Below are 15,709 nucleotides of genomic sequence, written 5' to 3' on the forward strand. Positions count from 1 at the left end.
CGCCCAGGCGTTTTGGTAAATCACAAAATGAAAAGGGGAGAACAATATGAAAAAGAAATATCCGTTTTTAGGAATCGTTTTATCAGCAGGAATGATCATGGCCGCGTGCGGTGAGGATGATTCATCAGGCGGTTCAGAAGGAACTGGATCTGAAGGTTCAGGCAGCGATTTGAATCTATTGGAAGAAGGGCAATTTACGACTGCATCGAGTGGCTTGTACAAACCATTCAGTTTTGAAGAAGGCGGCGATTTGCAAGGTTTCGATATTGATATCGGAAATGCGATTGCAGAAGAAATGGGTCTGGAGCCGAATCCGGTGACAACTCCGTTTGAAACTATTATTCAGGGGCTGAATACAAATCGTTTTGATGCCATCATCGGGTCGATGTCCAAAACAGCGGAACGCGAAGAACAAGTAAGTTTCTCTGATCCTTATTACTATTCCGGCGGGGCGATCTTTGTCCGTGAAGGCAACACGGATATCCAGTCCGTTGAAGATTTGGAAGGCAAGAAAATCGGCGTTGTCGCTCAAACTACTTATGACACAGTTGCCCAAGAATATACTGACGACATTCAAACGTACTCCAGTGATGTTGTAGCGTTACAGGATTTAACGGTTGAAGGACGTTTGGATGCCGTTATTACAGCGGATGTTGTAGGATTCGAAGCACAGCAAGAAGGTCTTGAAATTGAAATGGTCGGTGATCCGTTGTGGATTGAGCAGCCATCGATTGCTGTCCGCAAGGATGATACAGAATTACTTGCCGCAATCAATGAAGCGTTGGATGCCATCATTGAAAATGGAACTTATGACGAAATTTCTGATAAATGGTTCGGCCGCAGTCTCCTTGATGTTGATCTTGAAGGCGTGGAAATTCTCGAATAATTTTATTTGAGATAAATAGAGATCCTGTCTGGCAGGGTCTCTTCAGGCCGGTATAGAGCGATAAAAGAGGAGTGAAAAGGAATGCCGGATATATTTGTAACTGTTTTTGATGTTTTTATGCGCACGTATCAGGGGTTCCTGGAAGCGACCGTCGTCACACTTCAACTTACTGCGATTGGCGTTATACTTGGAACTGTCATCGGCCTGGTTTTCGCATTGATGAAAATTTCCGGATCGAAAATACTGCGGGGCATAGCGAATGTTTATATAACAATAATTCGTGGAACTCCGCTGATTGTCCAAATCATGTTTTTGTATTTCGGAATCGTTGAAATTTATACCATGTCCAATTTCTGGGCTGGCGCCATAGCACTCGGTGTCCATAATGGAGCTTATATCGCCGAGATTTTCCGTGGAGCCATCCAAGGGGTTGATCCTGGACAGCGTGAAGCCAGCTTGTCGCTAGGGATGAACCGGAAACAGACGATGCAGCGGATTGTGTTTCCACAAGCACTTCGCCGATCGATTCCGCCACTCGGCAATCAGTTCATCATTACTTTAAAAGATTCTTCGCTAGTCTATATTATCGGTGTAGCCGAAATATTCTCGCTTGCCAATAGGGAAGCTGCGCAATCATACCAGTTCTTTGAGTCGTTCCTTGTTGTAGGTATATACTACTTAGTGCTTGTAATGATTTTCACATTCCTGTTGCGCTTATATGAAAATAAACTTGATGTGGACAAAGCCTAAGGAGGGACAGACATGATAGTAGGAAAAAATATACACAAATCCTTCGGCGATCTGGAAGTGCTTAAAGGTGTTGATTTGCATGTGAAACCCCAAGAGGTGGTCGTTCTCGTCGGCGTCAGTGGATCGGGTAAGAGTACACTTCTAAGGTGTTTTAACTTTTTGGAAATGATTAATAGCGGAGAAATCACGATTGATGGCCATACGATTAATCCGAAAAAAGAGGATTTAGCCAAAATACGAGCAGAAGTCGGTATGGTATTCCAGCATTTCAATCTTTTTCCGCACAAATCAGTACTGGAAAATGTGATTGAAGCGCCGATTACAGTTAAGAAGATGAAAAAAGAAGAAGCTAAAAAGCTGGGTATGAATTTATTGCGGAAAGTCGGCCTTGAAGATAAGGCGGATGTGTATCCGAGCAAATTATCCGGCGGCCAAAAGCAGCGGGTTGCCATTGCGAGATCATTGGCGATGGAACCAAAAGTCATGCTCTTTGATGAACCGACTTCCGCCCTTGACCCTGAACTAGTAGGGGAAGTGCTGCAGGTTATGAAGCAGCTTGCTGAAGAAGGCATGACAATGGTCGTCGTCACCCATGAAATGAAGTTCGCCAAAGAAGTGGCGGACCGGATCATCATGATCGATCAGGGGACAATCATTGAATCTGCAGATCCCAAGAATTTCTTTGAAAATCCACAAAATGAACGCACGAGACAATTTATCCAATTGGTTGAGTGATTCAACAGAGGCGATTCCGTTAGTAAAGCGGAATCGCTTTTTTTCTTGTTCAGAAGGTTTCGGGGTCATGAGATAGGATAAACAATCTATATGGTGAAAATACAAAAAAACTAAGGAGGAATATTCAATGAAAGTCGCAGACATAATGACAAAAGAAGTTGATACATGCAATCCGGAGCACTCTCTTCAGGAAGTGGCAGCTAAGATGAAAGAGATTAATGTCGGCTCCATACCAATATGCGAAAACGAAAAATTAGTGGGCATCATTACAGACCGTGATATTGTGGTTCGCGGAATTGCGGATAACCTGTCGCTGGAATCTGCAGTTTCAGAAATTCTTTCTGAGAATATGGTGACAGGAAGCAAAGACATGACTGTGGAAGAAGCAGCAGAATTGATGGCTGACCACCAGATCCGCCGTTTGCCGATCGTGGAAAATGAAAAAGTCATTGGAATCGTTTCTCTGGGAGATATTGCTGTAAAAGATAAATCTTACGGCAACGCAGACATTGCACTTGATGAAGTTTCGGAACCTGCTGAGCCTGATAAATAAGATGATGAAACAGAACCAAAAAACCGGCCATTTCTTTGGCCGGTTTTACTGGTATATAAGCTGATTCTTTATTCAATGGTGATGACTGAAGCTGATATTAGAGGCATATCTTCCTCGGCGTTGCCGTCGTAAATTCCTTCGAGCAATATGCTGTCGCCTGGTTCAACAGGGGTTTCAGCCATATTCCGGATATACACCTGCTGGCCGTCATTGACGAGAATAAAGGAAGGAAAAGCGACGTCATCCGCTAACTCTTCTACTGTACCGGAAATTTCAACGGCGGCACCTTCTTCAACATTTCCTGCAGCCAGGTCTGAAACAGTAGCAGGTTCGGCATTTTCCACTTCTTCAGGGTCAGTGGGGTCGAGTTCATCCCCTTCAGGAGCGGAAACTTCCGTTTGGGATTCTTCTTCAAGCTCAGGTGTTTCCTCGCCACCACAGGCTGATAGTAATAATACAACACCAATCGGCAAATACCATTTCTTCATCATGATCACTCCAGTGCGTTGAATTTGATCGTTTCAGAAAATATACCCTTATTAGCCGATTTTTAAAACGGCCGGTATAAATGAGGAGTGGGGTTCAAGGCAGGTATTGCTTAGAATTTGTCGAATGGAGTAAGTTAAGGAAAGAAATGAGGTGCAAAGATGGAATTATTTGAAATGCCCTATCAACTGGACAATAAGAAAAAGCATGTCCAGAAAGTCGCGAAATTCGAAAAAACCAATATCGTGAATATGCAATTGGCAGCGGGGGAAGAGATTCCTGAACATGACGCGGACGCGGATGTCCTGATCGTCGTAAACAGCGGCCGAGTCGAATTTACAGTAGAAGGAACAGTCACGGAAGTATCTCCAGGCGTCATGATGAGAATGACACCGAAAGAAAAACACAGTCTGAAGGCTGTGGAAGATTCGAATTTCCTCGTTATTCAAATCAAGCAATAGAAAAACCCCAAGTCAAAAGGCTTGGGGTTTTTTCTGTCTATCCATGTTTTATGGCAACGTTTCTCAAATCACCATTCGAAATCCTCGGGATACTTCGCGGATACTTCGATTTCGTGAATCTGCTTCTTGCCAGGGGTTGCAGCGGCCAGAACCTGCTTACGAAATGCCTGATACTCGTTGTCCTGAACAGCGAGTTTCAAAGCGATTGTGGAAAGGGTCTTTTCGCGCTGTTCTTTCGTCATGCCAATATATTTCAGGTTCATCAGGTCCACGTATTGAATTGCATAATCATCCACTGTGACCGGCTGATTAAAGCCTTTTAAGATCGTCTCGTATTCTTCATCGGGAATATGCCCCTGAAGACAATCAAGAACAAGAGACTGGAAGCGATAGATGACCGGCAGGTGAACATCCCAGATGGATTGTGATACCCGCTTCTGATAAAGGCTCACGAAGTCTTTAAGCGCAATTGCCGCGTAGATCAATTCGGGCCACAGTATTTCTGTGGAGAAGTAGATGTTTTTATCCGGTGCGATAAATCTATGCTGCTTCATCGTGTGCTCATGGAGGCCGTTGAAGACAAAATCGACATTGCGGTCACCTTGTGCAGCGTGCCGAATCTCATATGAAATTCCAAGTATACGGCGGCGTGAACCTTCGTAGCCATGGTATTGGTCTTCTTTGCCGATCACTTTATAAAAAGCCTCGTTCAACTCATCCAGGTCAAAATAATCACCGCTTATCTTTACACCGGTATGGTTCGGTGTGCTCATCATCGTCAGCATGCAGAATCCTCCTCAACGTTTGGGTTTATAGTCGAGCTGTTTGAATAATTCATTGCGTTCCTGGTCGGTCAAATCGCGCCATTCACCAACAGGCAGATCGCCAAGGTGGATGTTCATGATCCGAATCCGCTGAAGGCTGCGCACTTCGTAGCCGAGTGCTGTACACATCCGGCGTATTTGGCGGTTCAGTCCCTGTTTGATCGTCAGCTTGAATATATATTTAGTCAGCTTTTCGGCTTTTGCCGGAAGTGTGACCGTATCCAAAATTTCAACACCTTCCTGCATTTTCTTCAGGAAAGAATCGGTAATCGGCATATCAACTCTGACAATGTATTCTTTTTCGTGTTCATTTTCCGCCCGCAGTATTTCATTGACGATATCGCCGTCGTTTGTAAGAAGAATCAATCCTTCTGAATCTTTATCGAGGCGTCCGACATGAAAAATCCTTTCATGGTGATTGACGAAATCGACAATGTTCCCTTTGATATGCCGTTCAGTCGTGCTCGTGATGCCGACAGGTTTATTCAAGGCAATGTAGACGTATTCCTGCTGCGGCTGCTCGATCAGCTTGCCGTCGACATGCACTTGATCGCCCGGCTGCACTTTGCTGCCGAGTTCCGCCGGCGCACCGTTTATGGTAACGCGGCCTGCTTCGATAAATTTATCCGCACCGCGGCGGGAAGTGATTCCCGTCTCACTTAAAAACTTATTAATTCGCATAATAAAATCCCTTCGATTGTAGAATTTGCTTTGTGTTTCCATTATACCCTCAAAAGGAACAGAACAAAACGAAGCGTTAATTACGTTTATATAGAAAAAGAAAGTTTAATCTATTGCAATTTTCTAAGTTGTTTGACAATATAAGAGGTAAGCTGTTTCATTATGCGCAGACAAATTAACAGTATAATGAAAGCGCATACATAACGGCAATTTAATCAAGGGGAGGAAACAGAATGGTAATGGAATACGCAATTCCGAACACTGCTGGTGCAAAGAGTTCATTTAAGGAAAGGTACGAAAACTATATTAACGGTGAGTGGAGAGCACCGGCAAAAGGACAGTATTTTGATAATGTTTCTCCTGTAAACGGCAAAAAATTCACAGAAATTGCACGTTCCACCGCGGAAGATGTGGAAGCCGCGATAGATGCGGCCCACGCAGCCAAAGATGCATGGGGCAAAACATCGGTTACTGAACGCGCCAATATTCTTTTAAAGATCGCTGACCGGATGGAGCAAAATCTGGAAATGCTTGCAGTCGCAGAAACTTGGGACAACGGGAAGGCAGTACGGGAAACCCTGAATGCAGATATTCCATTGGCAATCGACCATTACCGGTATTTTGCAGGAGTCATCCGTGCACAGGAAGGATCGCTCAGCCAAATAGATGACGACACTGTAGCGTATCATTTCCATGAGCCTCTTGGTGTAGTTGCACAAATTATTCCATGGAACTTCCCGCTGCTGATGGCAACCTGGAAACTGGCGCCAGCACTTGCTGCAGGAAACTGTGTGGTATTGAAACCGGCAGAGCAGACCCCTGCGAGCATCCTGGTATGGGCTGAGCTGGTCGGCGATTTATTGCCGCCGGGAGTACTGAATATTGTCAATGGTTTCGGGCTTGAAGCAGGGAAACCGCTTGCATCCAGTCCACGCGTCGCCAAAGTCGCCTTCACAGGTGAAACGACAACTGGCCGCATGATTATGCAATATGCGTCACAAAACCTGATTCCGGTCACTCTGGAGCTGGGCGGTAAATCTCCGAACATCTTCTTCAAGGATATCATGGATCAGGATGACGCTTTCCTGGATAAAGCAATTGAAGGATTTGTCATGTTCGCGCTGAATCAGGGCGAGGTATGTACTTGTCCGTCCCGTGTACTGATTCAAGAGGATATTTATGAAGAATTCATGGAACGTGCATTGAAGCGCGTTGAAGCAATCAAAATCGGCAACCCGCTTGATCCGGAAACGATGATGGGGGCGCAGGCTTCCCAGGAGCAGATGGAGAAAATCATGTCCTATCTGGATATCGGAAAGCAGGAAGGCGCAGAAGTCCTTGCCGGCGGCGACCGAAATGTGCTTGATGGCGATTTGGCGGAAGGTTTCTATATCAAACCGACTGTGTTTAAAGGAAACAATAAAATGCGGGTATTCCAGGAAGAGATTTTTGGGCCGGTTGTTTCCGTAACAACTTTCAAAACGAAAGAAGAAGCGATGGAAATTGCAAATGATACATTATATGGACTGGGAGCCGGCATCTGGACTCGCGATACACATACGGCTTACCGTTTCGGCCGCGGAATCCAAGCAGGGCGCGTCTGGACAAACTGCTATCACCAATACCCAGCTCATGCTGCATTCGGTGGATACAAAATGTCCGGTTTCGGCCGTGAAAACCATAAAATGATGCTGGACCATTACCAAAACACGAAAAATATGCTGGTGAGCTACAGTCAGGACAAGCAAGGGTTCTTTTGATCGAAAGAAAAGGTCCTTCTTCATTGAAAGGAAGGGATTGCAATGGTCGAACGCGTAATAGCTACTGATGCCGCCCTTGAATTGATCGAGTTTTTAAAAGAGAAGCATGGTCCTCTCATGTTCCACCAGTCAGGCGGCTGCTGTGACGGCAGCTCGCCAATGTGTTATCCGGAAGGCGACCTGTTTATCGGTGACCAGGATGTTTACATGGGTGAAATCGGCGGCAGTAAATTCTATATGCACAAAAATCAGTTTGAATACTGGCGCCATACTCAATTAATCATTGATGTAGTGCCGGGGCGCGGAGGGATGTTTTCACTTGAAGGCGTCGAAGGAAAACGCTTTTTGACAAGATCCCGGGCGTTTACGACGGAAGAAACGAAGGAATTGCAGGAACAGGTGTGAAACGAAGGCGGGATATTGATCCCGTCTTTTTTTGTTTGGCAAAATTATGGGGATGGGACTGTTATATATATACAATAAATTCACATATGAATTTCAAAAATGAAATTGGAAATTATTTGAGCCGAATTGGAAAGTATTTTAAGTGTTTTGGAAAGTATTTTAGGAGAACTGGAAAGTATTTTGGTTGAACCGGAAAGTATCGCCAAATTATGGAAATACAATTTCAAGTATTTCTATATTTGAGCTGCCAAGACTTGTAAATAATTATTTCTGTAAAGAATTTCAAGTGGAAAACCACGCAACTTTCACTCCTTCTGAAATACGGAAAAATGTGTTGAATATCAAGCCCAGCAAAGTGTATTTTTTATTCAAAACCGCTTGCTGTCAATAGATTCCGTACTTGTTAAATGGTATAATGGAAGAATGAAAGGTGGTCATCAATTTGACGAAATTAGTTAACCGTATTTCTTTTGAGCAGGCTGAACATGCCATTTCCTATGCCTCACATTCACTTCACATTGAAGGCTTTGATGTGACAAATGAGGACTGTAATTTTGTCCGCTCGGTTTTAACGGGAGAAAAAACGGAAGCTCAATTCCACAAGGCCATTCGAAACAGATTTGATGTCTAGGTATAAGCATTCTTCCATGTATTGTTATCCGGACTCGGACGTTCTGATTAACCATTTTTCCATCAAAGATGACAGCAAACTGAAAGAATTGGAAACGGTATATTCTTTGCTGCGTCTTTCTGAACTCAAGTTGAAAGAGCCGGCTGATCCGCTGGATATGGATGCTTTTATAGAAATCCATCGGACTATTCTTCAGGATGTCTATCCTTTTGCCGGTGAATTGCGCAAAGAGATGATTTCCAAAGGATCTTCTTCCTTTGCCCATCCGGATCATATCGAAGTGCAGATGCACCGGATTTTTAACGAATTGAAAGAAGAGAATTATTTAAAGGACCTCCCACGCGATAAAATGATCGAGCGGTTGGCCCATTATCTGGCAGAACTCAATGCGCTGCATCCATTCAGGGAAGGCAACGGGCGGACCGTCCGTGAGTTTGCGCGCCAATTGATGGCGAACGCAGGCTACCAGCTCGATTGGGAAAAGATTGCGGGACCTGCTGAAATCATCAACGCCTTCGTGGATTCGTTCAATTCCACTAACGACCGGCTGGAAAACCTTCTTGATGAGATGATAAAACCATAGGATTGCCGCATGTGATAAACGGCAAACCTATGGTTTTATTGTTTTTTATTTTCCGCCAGCCACTGGGTTCCGAATTCCACTAATGGACGCATAAAGACCAACTTTACTTCTGCCTGACCAAGCTTGCCGATTCTGATGTCACCCTGAAAATCTTTGGCGATTTCAGGAAAACGGTCCGAATCCATATCAATGCATTCGAATCTTTGCCATATCCGCTCGCCGTTCAGCATTATTGCAGCGCCTTGCGGAGAAGCTGTCCGATCGTCCTGTGCAAATTCGGCGTAATGCAACGCGGTACACGAATCAAAGCCGACGCCAATAAACAGGATCTTCACTTCAGCCTTCATCATTTTCGCAAGCGGCGAACCTTCTCCAAAAGAATCTTCAAGGGGATGGTCACGCATCCACTCTGCAGCGTCAGCGCCCCAGGCCATAAAAGAATGGGACGGATGCGGGCTGCGGATAGTGGAAGGGTTTCTGTGAAAGCATTCGGCGATTTTGCCCATGCCTCTGAGCCCCGTCAGATGCGGATCATAAGCAGGGAGGTTATTCCTTAGATCTGCGTGCCAGTTTTCAGGAATCGGAGGCTCCATCCAATAAACCGGGTCCGAGTTGTCAGCGGATTGTGAAGGCATAACGATGGTGCCGCTGTCAGTCACTGTCTCCATTAGAGCCTCGACGACTGCTTGGGCGCCGCCCGCAATCCATCCCATCGATTTCAGCGAAGAGTGGACCATGATCTGGTCGCCTTTATGGATGTCCAGTTCATTTAACTGTCTTTTTAAGGACTCTTTTGACTGGAATTCGGGTGTGTTTAAAATGCTCAATAATTCTGTCATACAGCACCTCCTGTCATTTCAATATACCATAAGGCTAAAAGTTGCCGACCAGAAATATTGCGTATAGCATTAGTATATATCGATAAAAAGAGTAGGAGTGAATAGTATGGAAGCAAGGCTAATGAAAGAATCACGGACAATCCAGACGAAATTGGTGCTTCCGCCTGATACGAATCATATGAATTCGATTTTTGGAGGAAAAGTTCTTGCGTATATTGATGAAATTGCAGGAATTACAGCAATGAAACATGCCCGCCGGCAAGTTGTCGTAACAGCTTCCATCGATTCAGTCGACTTCCTGTCTTCGGCTCATGTCGGAGATGTGCTTGAGCTCGAAGCAAATGTCACTTCAACGGGCCGCACTTCCATGGAAGTCTATGTGAGAGTCAAATCGAAAAATCTGCAGACTGGAGAAGAACGGCTTACAACTGAATCCTTCCTGACTATAGTAGCCATGGGGGATGACGGCAAGCCGACGCCGGTTCCAGCAGTTATCCCTGAATTAGAAGGGGAGAAACTGTTCTTCGAAACAGCGCCAGCTCGCCGGGAACACCGCAAACAAAGAGCGAAGACACCTAGGTGAAAAAAGGTTCCGGAAGGATTTCCGGAACCTTTTTAAATGGTTTTTTTCGATTCCACATTGCTCAACGTGTTTCCAGGTTCCCCTTTAATAATGGACATGCTCCCATCAGTCTCCAACACAACGGCTTTTACTTTCTCCAAATTGCCGATTCCCTGATTGCGGATGGATTGAAGTATTTCGACTCTGTTGATTCGTTCCTTTTTCATCGCATCTTCCAGAAAAGAACCATCCAAATAGAGTAATTTGGGCTCTGACTTTATAAACTTATTAAAGCTCTTCGAGCGCACTGCCAAAAATGTAAAAATGTATTGTCCGCCGATCAATAGCGCGAATGCAGTCAGCCCTTCGAGCAGACTGATCTGGCTGTTCAGCAATATTGTGGCCAAAGTCGAACCGAGAGCTACAGTTACAACAAGATCAAATGCGTTCAATTTGGTCAATGTCCGTTTTCCGGATATTCTTAAAAAGAAAATTAGACCAACGTAGGCGAGCGAACCTACAGTGATAATCCGTATGAAACTGTCCCAAGTAATTTCGAACATTCTATCGACTCCTTTCTGTGAAAAAAAAGTGGTTTTATGACTTATTAACATGTTGATAAGTCTGCCTTATTTCGTTTAGGCCAAATAAAAGCAGAGTTACCCCCATCATGCACAAAGTTTTCCCGTATTCCATCTTTTCCCCATATGCCTTTAAACAAACGGAATTTAAAAAATCGCCTCACTTGAGCAGCACTAGGTATTGTTCTGTGAGCATAGAAATTTTAAAAAGGGTATATACAGAAGAAAGACACTCAGAGAAAAGGAGCGATTGCGATGAAAGTGTTCCTTAATATCATCCGCTATGCCGGATTAATTATTTTCGGATTGGCGATCCTCTTGCTGCTGGCAGCCATTCTTAATTATTTTGTTTCCTTTACTGAAGTTCTTTGGTTTGAACCGGCCTTCATCCGCCTCTATCTGTTCCTTGCAGTCACTGGGATCCTTGCATATATATTGGTCAGATTCCGAAGAAAGCAATAAAAAAAGAGCAGCGAAGAGTTGGCCGAAGGAAGTTCGGCCGACTCTTTGCGACGAAGCTAGCGAAGCGATGCAACGCCCTTTCATGTCTCGAAGCTAGCGAAGCGATGCAGAGACAGGAGCAAATGCTTCAGAAGGATATATTGAGTAGGATTAGTCCTCGGAAATTACTTTAATAAAAAAAAGAGCAGCCAAAGCTGCTCTTTTTCCATATACACTTATTTATTTTTTAGCCAATAGCTCATCAAAATAAGAACCGAATTCCTTCGAGCGTTTCAGAATAGTGCTTGAAGCAACCCCGAATTTTTCGCTTAATTGTTTAGGCGCAAGCATTGGGCCTTTGATCAGTTCATGATCCTGCAGGAATCTCCAATAACCGCCGACAAGTGCCTCCGGTTTTTGGACGCTTGGCTGCTGGCTCGCCAGGTAGCTGTTCATGATGCTGGTTACATTTTCAACCGTTTCTTCGTCAAAGTCAGCTTCCTGAACGTGCTTTTTCAATTCGTCCATGACAGATTGATGTTCCGGTGAGAGGTCAATGCTCTCATCGACAGTGCCTGTAGAATATTTAACGATGCTTTCAACTACCGCTAAATAGTTGTCGCGGACGTATTGTTCGCCGTCAGACGCGTTTTCTTTGGCCATATCAGCTTTTAATTGCTCGAAGAAAGGAGCGAATTCGCCGACAATCGTCAAATAGCCGTTAAGGAATAAAGCACCTTCTTCGCCGACGCGTGAATCCGGCAATAGGATTGCAAGCAAGCCTTGTCCGTCTTCCATGTCAGTTGGCGGCTGGTCAGCCATCGTATACATATCGCCTGTGAAGGCATCTTTGAATTGCGCAGAGCTCTCGTCGCCTTTAATATATTGGCCGACAAAGACTTTTACATCGCTCCAGTTTTTCAATACATCCTGAGTGGTAGGACGCTGGGAAAGTTCAATCTGCTTATCCAAGTGCTCCTGCCAAAGTTCAGGTTTTTTCATGAACAGAAAGTTCTCGATGACAAATGCCTGCGCATCAGTTTCTGCCATTGTTTTCATCAGGCGCGGCTGCCATTCCTGCTGCAATTCACGGAAATCCGCAAGCTGTTCCTGATTCGGGTTTTCTGAAAAGAACAATTGGCGCACTTTGAATAGTTCTTCGTTCACCAAGTCATTTACCGAGACAGACTGTTCTTTCCCGTGACATTTTTTGTATTTCTTTCCGCTGCCGCATGGGCATGGATCATTTCTTCCTACCATTCTAATCACCTACATTTTTTCTTGAGTGTACCATACATTGCGGTTTCGCTCAAAAGTCCGACGATTCTGACGTCCCTTTGATACAGAAACAGCTATTTTATAGGTCTTATTATCTACTGGAATAACTTGATATCCAAAGCATCGAGTATATGCTGGGGAACAAAGAAGCGTGCAGTTACCAGTGGATCGACGACCTGGCTGATCTGCGCTTCGCCCGCGGCACTCATGAGCATCGTCATTTCACTGACGCTCAAATCAGTGAACGGCAATAAAAGATCGATCATTTCTTCAGTGGCAACTTTCACTGCTTCATCCAGTGTCATAGCTGAGACGAGAAGCGAAACTCCTTCGCTGTTGAACAGCACCGGGAATTTGGAATGGAAGCCTTTCACCACTTCAAGTGTGACTGTGGCGCGGCCCGGAACTTCGATGCCGGAAACGCTGACTTCTCCGTCGCCCATTGCAGCATGGAAATCACCAAGAGCGAACAATGCGCCTTCTGCAAAGACAGGGAAATACAGGGTGGCGCCTTGGGTGATGTGCTTCGTATCCATATTTCCGCCATGCGCGCCAGGCGTACCGCAGGAAACCGGTTCGCCTTCAGGGGCAACACCGATGACGCCTATCATTGGATTCAATGGCAGATGCAATTTTTCATTAAAGATGGCTTTACCATTTTCAATTGGGATAATTTTAGATTCCATCTCTTCAAGGCGGTGGCCCATGACGCCGAGATCCGGACCTGTAACCATCACGCCTTGACCGCCGATCTCGAGTTCATCAATCGTCACTTTAAGCAAGTCGCCAGCCACTGCACCTTCTACGTAGACAGGCCCTGTTGCCGGGTTAATCTGATTCCAGTCGATTGCCGCAACTTCCTGATCTGCAGACTGGATCTGGTTGGTAAAGCAGTCGAAGGTATCGATACTGACCGTATCCCCGGAGTTCACACGGAGGACAGGGGAGTTTTTTCTTGAGAAAGAATAAATGACATCATCAGTGGACAGTTTGTGCACAGAAAACCACTCCTTTTCTTACTATTTAGTTAATTGTAGCAACTGCCCCTTTGAATAGCAAAAGCCAGGATGCGCACAGTTCTGCAGTATAGTATGATGAGAGAAAATGATTTGGCGGTAAGGAGGAATCCGAGTTGATTGAAGAACCTTCCCATCAATTGATTGCATGGATGAAAGTGATCATTCTGGCATCTTTGGTTCTTTTGGGTGCCCGGCAATTCATATTTGAACCTGTTGAAGTCCATGGCAAATCAATGATGCCGACATTCGAGGAGAATGATCGCATCATCTTGATGAAAATCAGTGCCATCGAACATGCCGATATGATTGTGTTCAAAGTGTCTGAGGATAGAAATTACTTGAAACGTGTAATAGGCATTCCGGGAGACGTTGTGGAAATGAACAACGACCATCTGTATATTAACGGTGTTGAAAAAGAAGAACCTTACCTTGAACAAAACAGGAAAGTGGCTGAACAATTGGGATACAGTCCGCTGACGGAAGATTTTCCTGCGGTCACCGTGCCTCCTGGTTATTATTTTGTGCTGGGCGATAATCGCTTGAATAGTGTCGACTCACGGATGCTCGGATTTATTAAAAAGGAAAATATCATCGGAGAAGTGAAGTTCAGGCTGTCTCCAATTGAACATTTGGGACCTGTAAAGTAGTGGCCAGAGAAAGAGGGGGACTTTGTGAAAATTGTGGTTATCTCGCAAAATGAACTGGAAGCCCAAGGGTTGAAATGGGTAATGGAATCGCATATGAACGGTGTTGCAGTATCGTTCTCCAAAGAAGATGCCGCAAATTGCCTGGTGGTTGATATGGATTTGTGGAACGACGAACTTGAAAAGGAATTTACGCAGCGCAATATTCCTTGGATCGGCTTGTCATCCGACCGGACATTTATGACAGCTTACCGTGCCTTAAAAGGGAAAGCGGCTGATTTATTGTTTCGGCCATTTGATCCGTTGCTTCTTGTAAAGCAGCTGCAGCAAATCCGCTTTCAGCTGCGCAATGAAAAAACCGTTGAAGAGAACTTGAAGCATAAGCTTCTCAGATACGAAGATTTCTTTGATGCTGAAGTTTTGACGCCCGCTGTGACTCTAACGGCTTTCGTGCTGCCGGACAAATCGGGCTATCCGCTATTAAGCAAGCAGCTGAAAAATTATCCTTTCCATAAAGGAGCGGAGGTATTTGCCTTTTCCGATTTTGTTCTGGCTGCGTTTCTGACGGATGACGAGCAATCCTGCATCGAAGAAAGCCGGATGTTCTATGAATCCTGGAAGCGGGAGACCCATGAAGATCTGTCGATTTTCGTCAACGCCAACCGTCAAATTCGGCTGAAAGATTATTACCAGGGCACGAGGGATATGACTTCGCTGATTTTCTATGAAGGCTATGATATTTCTGTCATCGAACAGGATCCGATCGCCTGGCAGCCGCTTGATCCGTTTTTATCGCCGGTTGAACAGCGCGAATGGATAGAAATGCTTGAGAAAAAAGATACCCGCGCCATCCACGCCTGGATGCAAAATGAATTTCTTTCCTATTCGCGTCCTTATCCGGATCCTGAGATGATCCGCGTCCGGCTGACGAGTGTGCTGGCCCAGGCGCGCCGCTACATGAAATCAGTTCATCTGCAGGACGAGCAATGGGAACAGCGCTACCATGAAATTTTTGAAGTTATCGTCAAAGATCCAGTTATTTATAAGATTGCCCAGTCAACATTGAATTTCATTGTGAATGTGGTGTCAGCGGCCGTTAAGAAAGCTGAAAGCGGGGAATCTCCGGCTTCGGAGGAAATCCGTGCGTTGATGGAAGCGAATTACTGGAACCCGGATTGGAACCTTTCTGCCTGTGCTGAACAGCTGCGGATGAATAAGAGTACATTGAGCCGCAGATTCCAAAAGCAGAACGGTAGAAAGTTCAGTGAGTTGCTGCTGCAGATCCGCATTCGCGAAGCCAACCGGCTGATGAAGGAGACGGATATTTCGCTGGATGAAGTGGCACGGCTCAGCGGTTTTGGCACCGCATCGTATTTCAGCGCGGTATATAAAAAACATGAAAAATTGACCCCTTCCCAGTATCGGCAGGGAGAACTTCATTTATTGAAATAAAACGGCCTTCTCCAGAAGGTCGTTTTAAATTTGTTCAAAATCCATGAAAATGAAGTAAATTTGTAAATAATTCTAAAAATAGATATTTTATTCGAAAGACTATTAAACAAAACTAAAGAAGTGAAATATATTATAATC

Annotated in this window: 20 protein-coding genes; 13 read left to right on the forward strand and 7 right to left on the reverse strand. The window is 44.8% G+C overall.

Going from position 1 to position 15,709, the window contains the following annotated elements; genetic code table 11:
* Positions 1 to 46 precede the first annotated feature (46 nt).
* From AC2Q9J_RS06305 to AC2Q9J_RS06320, 4 genes are all read left to right on the forward strand, one after another.
* Complete coding sequence (locus AC2Q9J_RS06305) at positions 47 to 886, forward strand: transporter substrate-binding domain-containing protein (protein WP_499038167.1); 840 nt, start codon at positions 47 to 49, stop codon at positions 884 to 886.
* 81 nt (positions 887 to 967) lie between these two features.
* On the forward strand, positions 968 to 1,636 hold the full coding sequence (locus AC2Q9J_RS06310; RefSeq protein ID WP_499038169.1) for an amino acid ABC transporter permease: 669 nt from the start codon (positions 968 to 970) through the stop codon (positions 1,634 to 1,636).
* A gap of 12 nt (positions 1,637 to 1,648) precedes the next feature.
* Positions 1,649 to 2,371, forward strand: coding sequence for an amino acid ABC transporter ATP-binding protein (locus AC2Q9J_RS06315; RefSeq protein WP_499038171.1), 723 nt, complete (start codon positions 1,649 to 1,651; stop codon positions 2,369 to 2,371).
* Positions 2,372 to 2,498: 127 nt separating this feature from the next.
* Positions 2,499 to 2,924: a CBS domain-containing protein gene (locus AC2Q9J_RS06320; RefSeq protein WP_499038173.1), complete on the forward strand. Its 426-nt coding sequence runs from the start codon at positions 2,499 to 2,501 to the stop codon at positions 2,922 to 2,924.
* A gap of 68 nt (positions 2,925 to 2,992) precedes the next feature.
* On the opposite strand, the gene AC2Q9J_RS06325 is transcribed toward AC2Q9J_RS06320, so the two are convergent.
* Positions 2,993 to 3,412 carry a hypothetical protein gene (locus tag AC2Q9J_RS06325; RefSeq protein ID WP_499038175.1) on the reverse strand — a complete coding sequence of 140 codons (420 nt, stop codon included), beginning with the start codon at positions 3,410 to 3,412 and terminating at the stop codon, positions 2,993 to 2,995.
* A gap of 159 nt (positions 3,413 to 3,571) precedes the next feature.
* Between AC2Q9J_RS06325 and AC2Q9J_RS06330 the strand changes: the two genes are divergently transcribed.
* The gene (locus AC2Q9J_RS06330) at positions 3,572 to 3,871 is read left to right on the forward strand and encodes a cupin domain-containing protein (protein ID WP_499038177.1); all 300 of its coding nucleotides are present in this window, start codon (positions 3,572 to 3,574) and stop codon (positions 3,869 to 3,871) included.
* A 68-nt stretch (positions 3,872 to 3,939) separates the two neighbouring features.
* On the opposite strand, the gene AC2Q9J_RS06335 is transcribed toward AC2Q9J_RS06330, so the two are convergent.
* Both AC2Q9J_RS06335 and rluF read right to left on the reverse strand, forming a co-directional pair.
* Positions 3,940 to 4,656: a DUF6904 family protein gene (locus AC2Q9J_RS06335; protein ID WP_499038179.1), complete on the reverse strand. Its 717-nt coding sequence runs from the start codon at positions 4,654 to 4,656 to the stop codon at positions 3,940 to 3,942.
* 12 nt (positions 4,657 to 4,668) lie between these two features.
* Positions 4,669 to 5,376 carry a 23S rRNA pseudouridine(2604) synthase RluF gene (gene rluF, locus AC2Q9J_RS06340; RefSeq protein ID WP_499038181.1) on the reverse strand — a complete coding sequence of 236 codons (708 nt, stop codon included), beginning with the start codon at positions 5,374 to 5,376 and terminating at the stop codon, positions 4,669 to 4,671.
* A gap of 239 nt (positions 5,377 to 5,615) precedes the next feature.
* On the opposite strand from rluF, the gene adh reads away from it, so the two are divergent.
* The 4 genes from adh (at position 5,616) to AC2Q9J_RS06360 (ending at position 8,755) form a co-directional block, all read left to right on the forward strand.
* Entirely contained in the window at positions 5,616 to 7,136 is a 1,521-nt protein-coding gene (adh, locus tag AC2Q9J_RS06345) for an aldehyde dehydrogenase (protein ID WP_499038280.1), read from the forward strand.
* A gap of 42 nt (positions 7,137 to 7,178) precedes the next feature.
* Positions 7,179 to 7,541: a DUF779 domain-containing protein gene (locus AC2Q9J_RS06350; protein ID WP_499038184.1), complete on the forward strand. Its 363-nt coding sequence runs from the start codon at positions 7,179 to 7,181 to the stop codon at positions 7,539 to 7,541.
* Positions 7,542 to 7,983: 442 nt separating this feature from the next.
* Positions 7,984 to 8,172, forward strand: a complete 189-nt coding sequence (locus tag AC2Q9J_RS06355; RefSeq protein ID WP_499038186.1) for a hypothetical protein — start codon at positions 7,984 to 7,986, stop codon at positions 8,170 to 8,172.
* Positions 8,173 to 8,188: 16 nt separating this feature from the next.
* Complete coding sequence (locus AC2Q9J_RS06360) at positions 8,189 to 8,755, forward strand: Fic/DOC family protein (RefSeq protein WP_499038188.1); 567 nt, start codon at positions 8,189 to 8,191, stop codon at positions 8,753 to 8,755.
* Between the two features lie 35 nt (positions 8,756 to 8,790).
* On the opposite strand, the gene AC2Q9J_RS06365 is transcribed toward AC2Q9J_RS06360, so the two are convergent.
* On the reverse strand, positions 8,791 to 9,594 hold the full coding sequence (locus AC2Q9J_RS06365; RefSeq protein WP_499038190.1) for an AAC(3) family N-acetyltransferase: 804 nt from the start codon (positions 9,592 to 9,594) through the stop codon (positions 8,791 to 8,793).
* Positions 9,595 to 9,700: 106 nt separating this feature from the next.
* Here AC2Q9J_RS06365 and AC2Q9J_RS06370 point away from each other — a divergent pair, with 106 nt between their 5' ends.
* Positions 9,701 to 10,177 carry an acyl-CoA thioesterase gene (locus tag AC2Q9J_RS06370; RefSeq protein ID WP_499038191.1) on the forward strand — a complete coding sequence of 159 codons (477 nt, stop codon included), beginning with the start codon at positions 9,701 to 9,703 and terminating at the stop codon, positions 10,175 to 10,177.
* A gap of 32 nt (positions 10,178 to 10,209) precedes the next feature.
* Here AC2Q9J_RS06370 and AC2Q9J_RS06375 read toward each other — a convergent pair whose 3' ends face one another.
* A complete protein-coding gene (locus tag AC2Q9J_RS06375) occupies positions 10,210 to 10,719 on the reverse strand; it encodes a DUF421 domain-containing protein (protein WP_499038193.1) in 510 nt (169 codons plus the stop codon).
* 273 nt (positions 10,720 to 10,992) lie between these two features.
* Between AC2Q9J_RS06375 and AC2Q9J_RS06380 the strand changes: the two genes are divergently transcribed.
* Positions 10,993 to 11,199: a hypothetical protein gene (locus AC2Q9J_RS06380; protein WP_499038195.1), complete on the forward strand. Its 207-nt coding sequence runs from the start codon at positions 10,993 to 10,995 to the stop codon at positions 11,197 to 11,199.
* A gap of 219 nt (positions 11,200 to 11,418) precedes the next feature.
* On the opposite strand, the gene AC2Q9J_RS06385 is transcribed toward AC2Q9J_RS06380, so the two are convergent.
* Together AC2Q9J_RS06385 and AC2Q9J_RS06390 are read right to left on the reverse strand one after the other, a co-directional pair.
* Positions 11,419 to 12,438 (reverse strand): YecA family protein, encoded by a 1,020-nt coding sequence (locus AC2Q9J_RS06385; protein ID WP_499038197.1) that lies wholly within the window; start codon positions 12,436 to 12,438, stop codon positions 11,419 to 11,421.
* 113 nt (positions 12,439 to 12,551) lie between these two features.
* A complete protein-coding gene (locus tag AC2Q9J_RS06390; RefSeq protein ID WP_499038199.1) occupies positions 12,552 to 13,454 on the reverse strand; it encodes an acetamidase/formamidase family protein in 903 nt (300 codons plus the stop codon).
* Between the two features lie 134 nt (positions 13,455 to 13,588).
* Here AC2Q9J_RS06390 and lepB point away from each other — a divergent pair, with 134 nt between their 5' ends.
* Together lepB and AC2Q9J_RS06400 are read left to right on the forward strand one after the other, a co-directional pair.
* Positions 13,589 to 14,122 carry a signal peptidase I gene (gene lepB / locus AC2Q9J_RS06395; protein ID WP_499038200.1) on the forward strand — a complete coding sequence of 178 codons (534 nt, stop codon included), beginning with the start codon at positions 13,589 to 13,591 and terminating at the stop codon, positions 14,120 to 14,122.
* Positions 14,123 to 14,146: 24 nt separating this feature from the next.
* Positions 14,147 to 15,571, forward strand: coding sequence for a helix-turn-helix transcriptional regulator (locus AC2Q9J_RS06400; RefSeq protein ID WP_499038202.1), 1,425 nt, complete (start codon positions 14,147 to 14,149; stop codon positions 15,569 to 15,571).
* Positions 15,572 to 15,709: the final 138 nt, after the last annotated feature.

The sequence above is a fragment of the Planococcus sp. RAB007_Raresut genome (genome assembly GCF_057369535.1).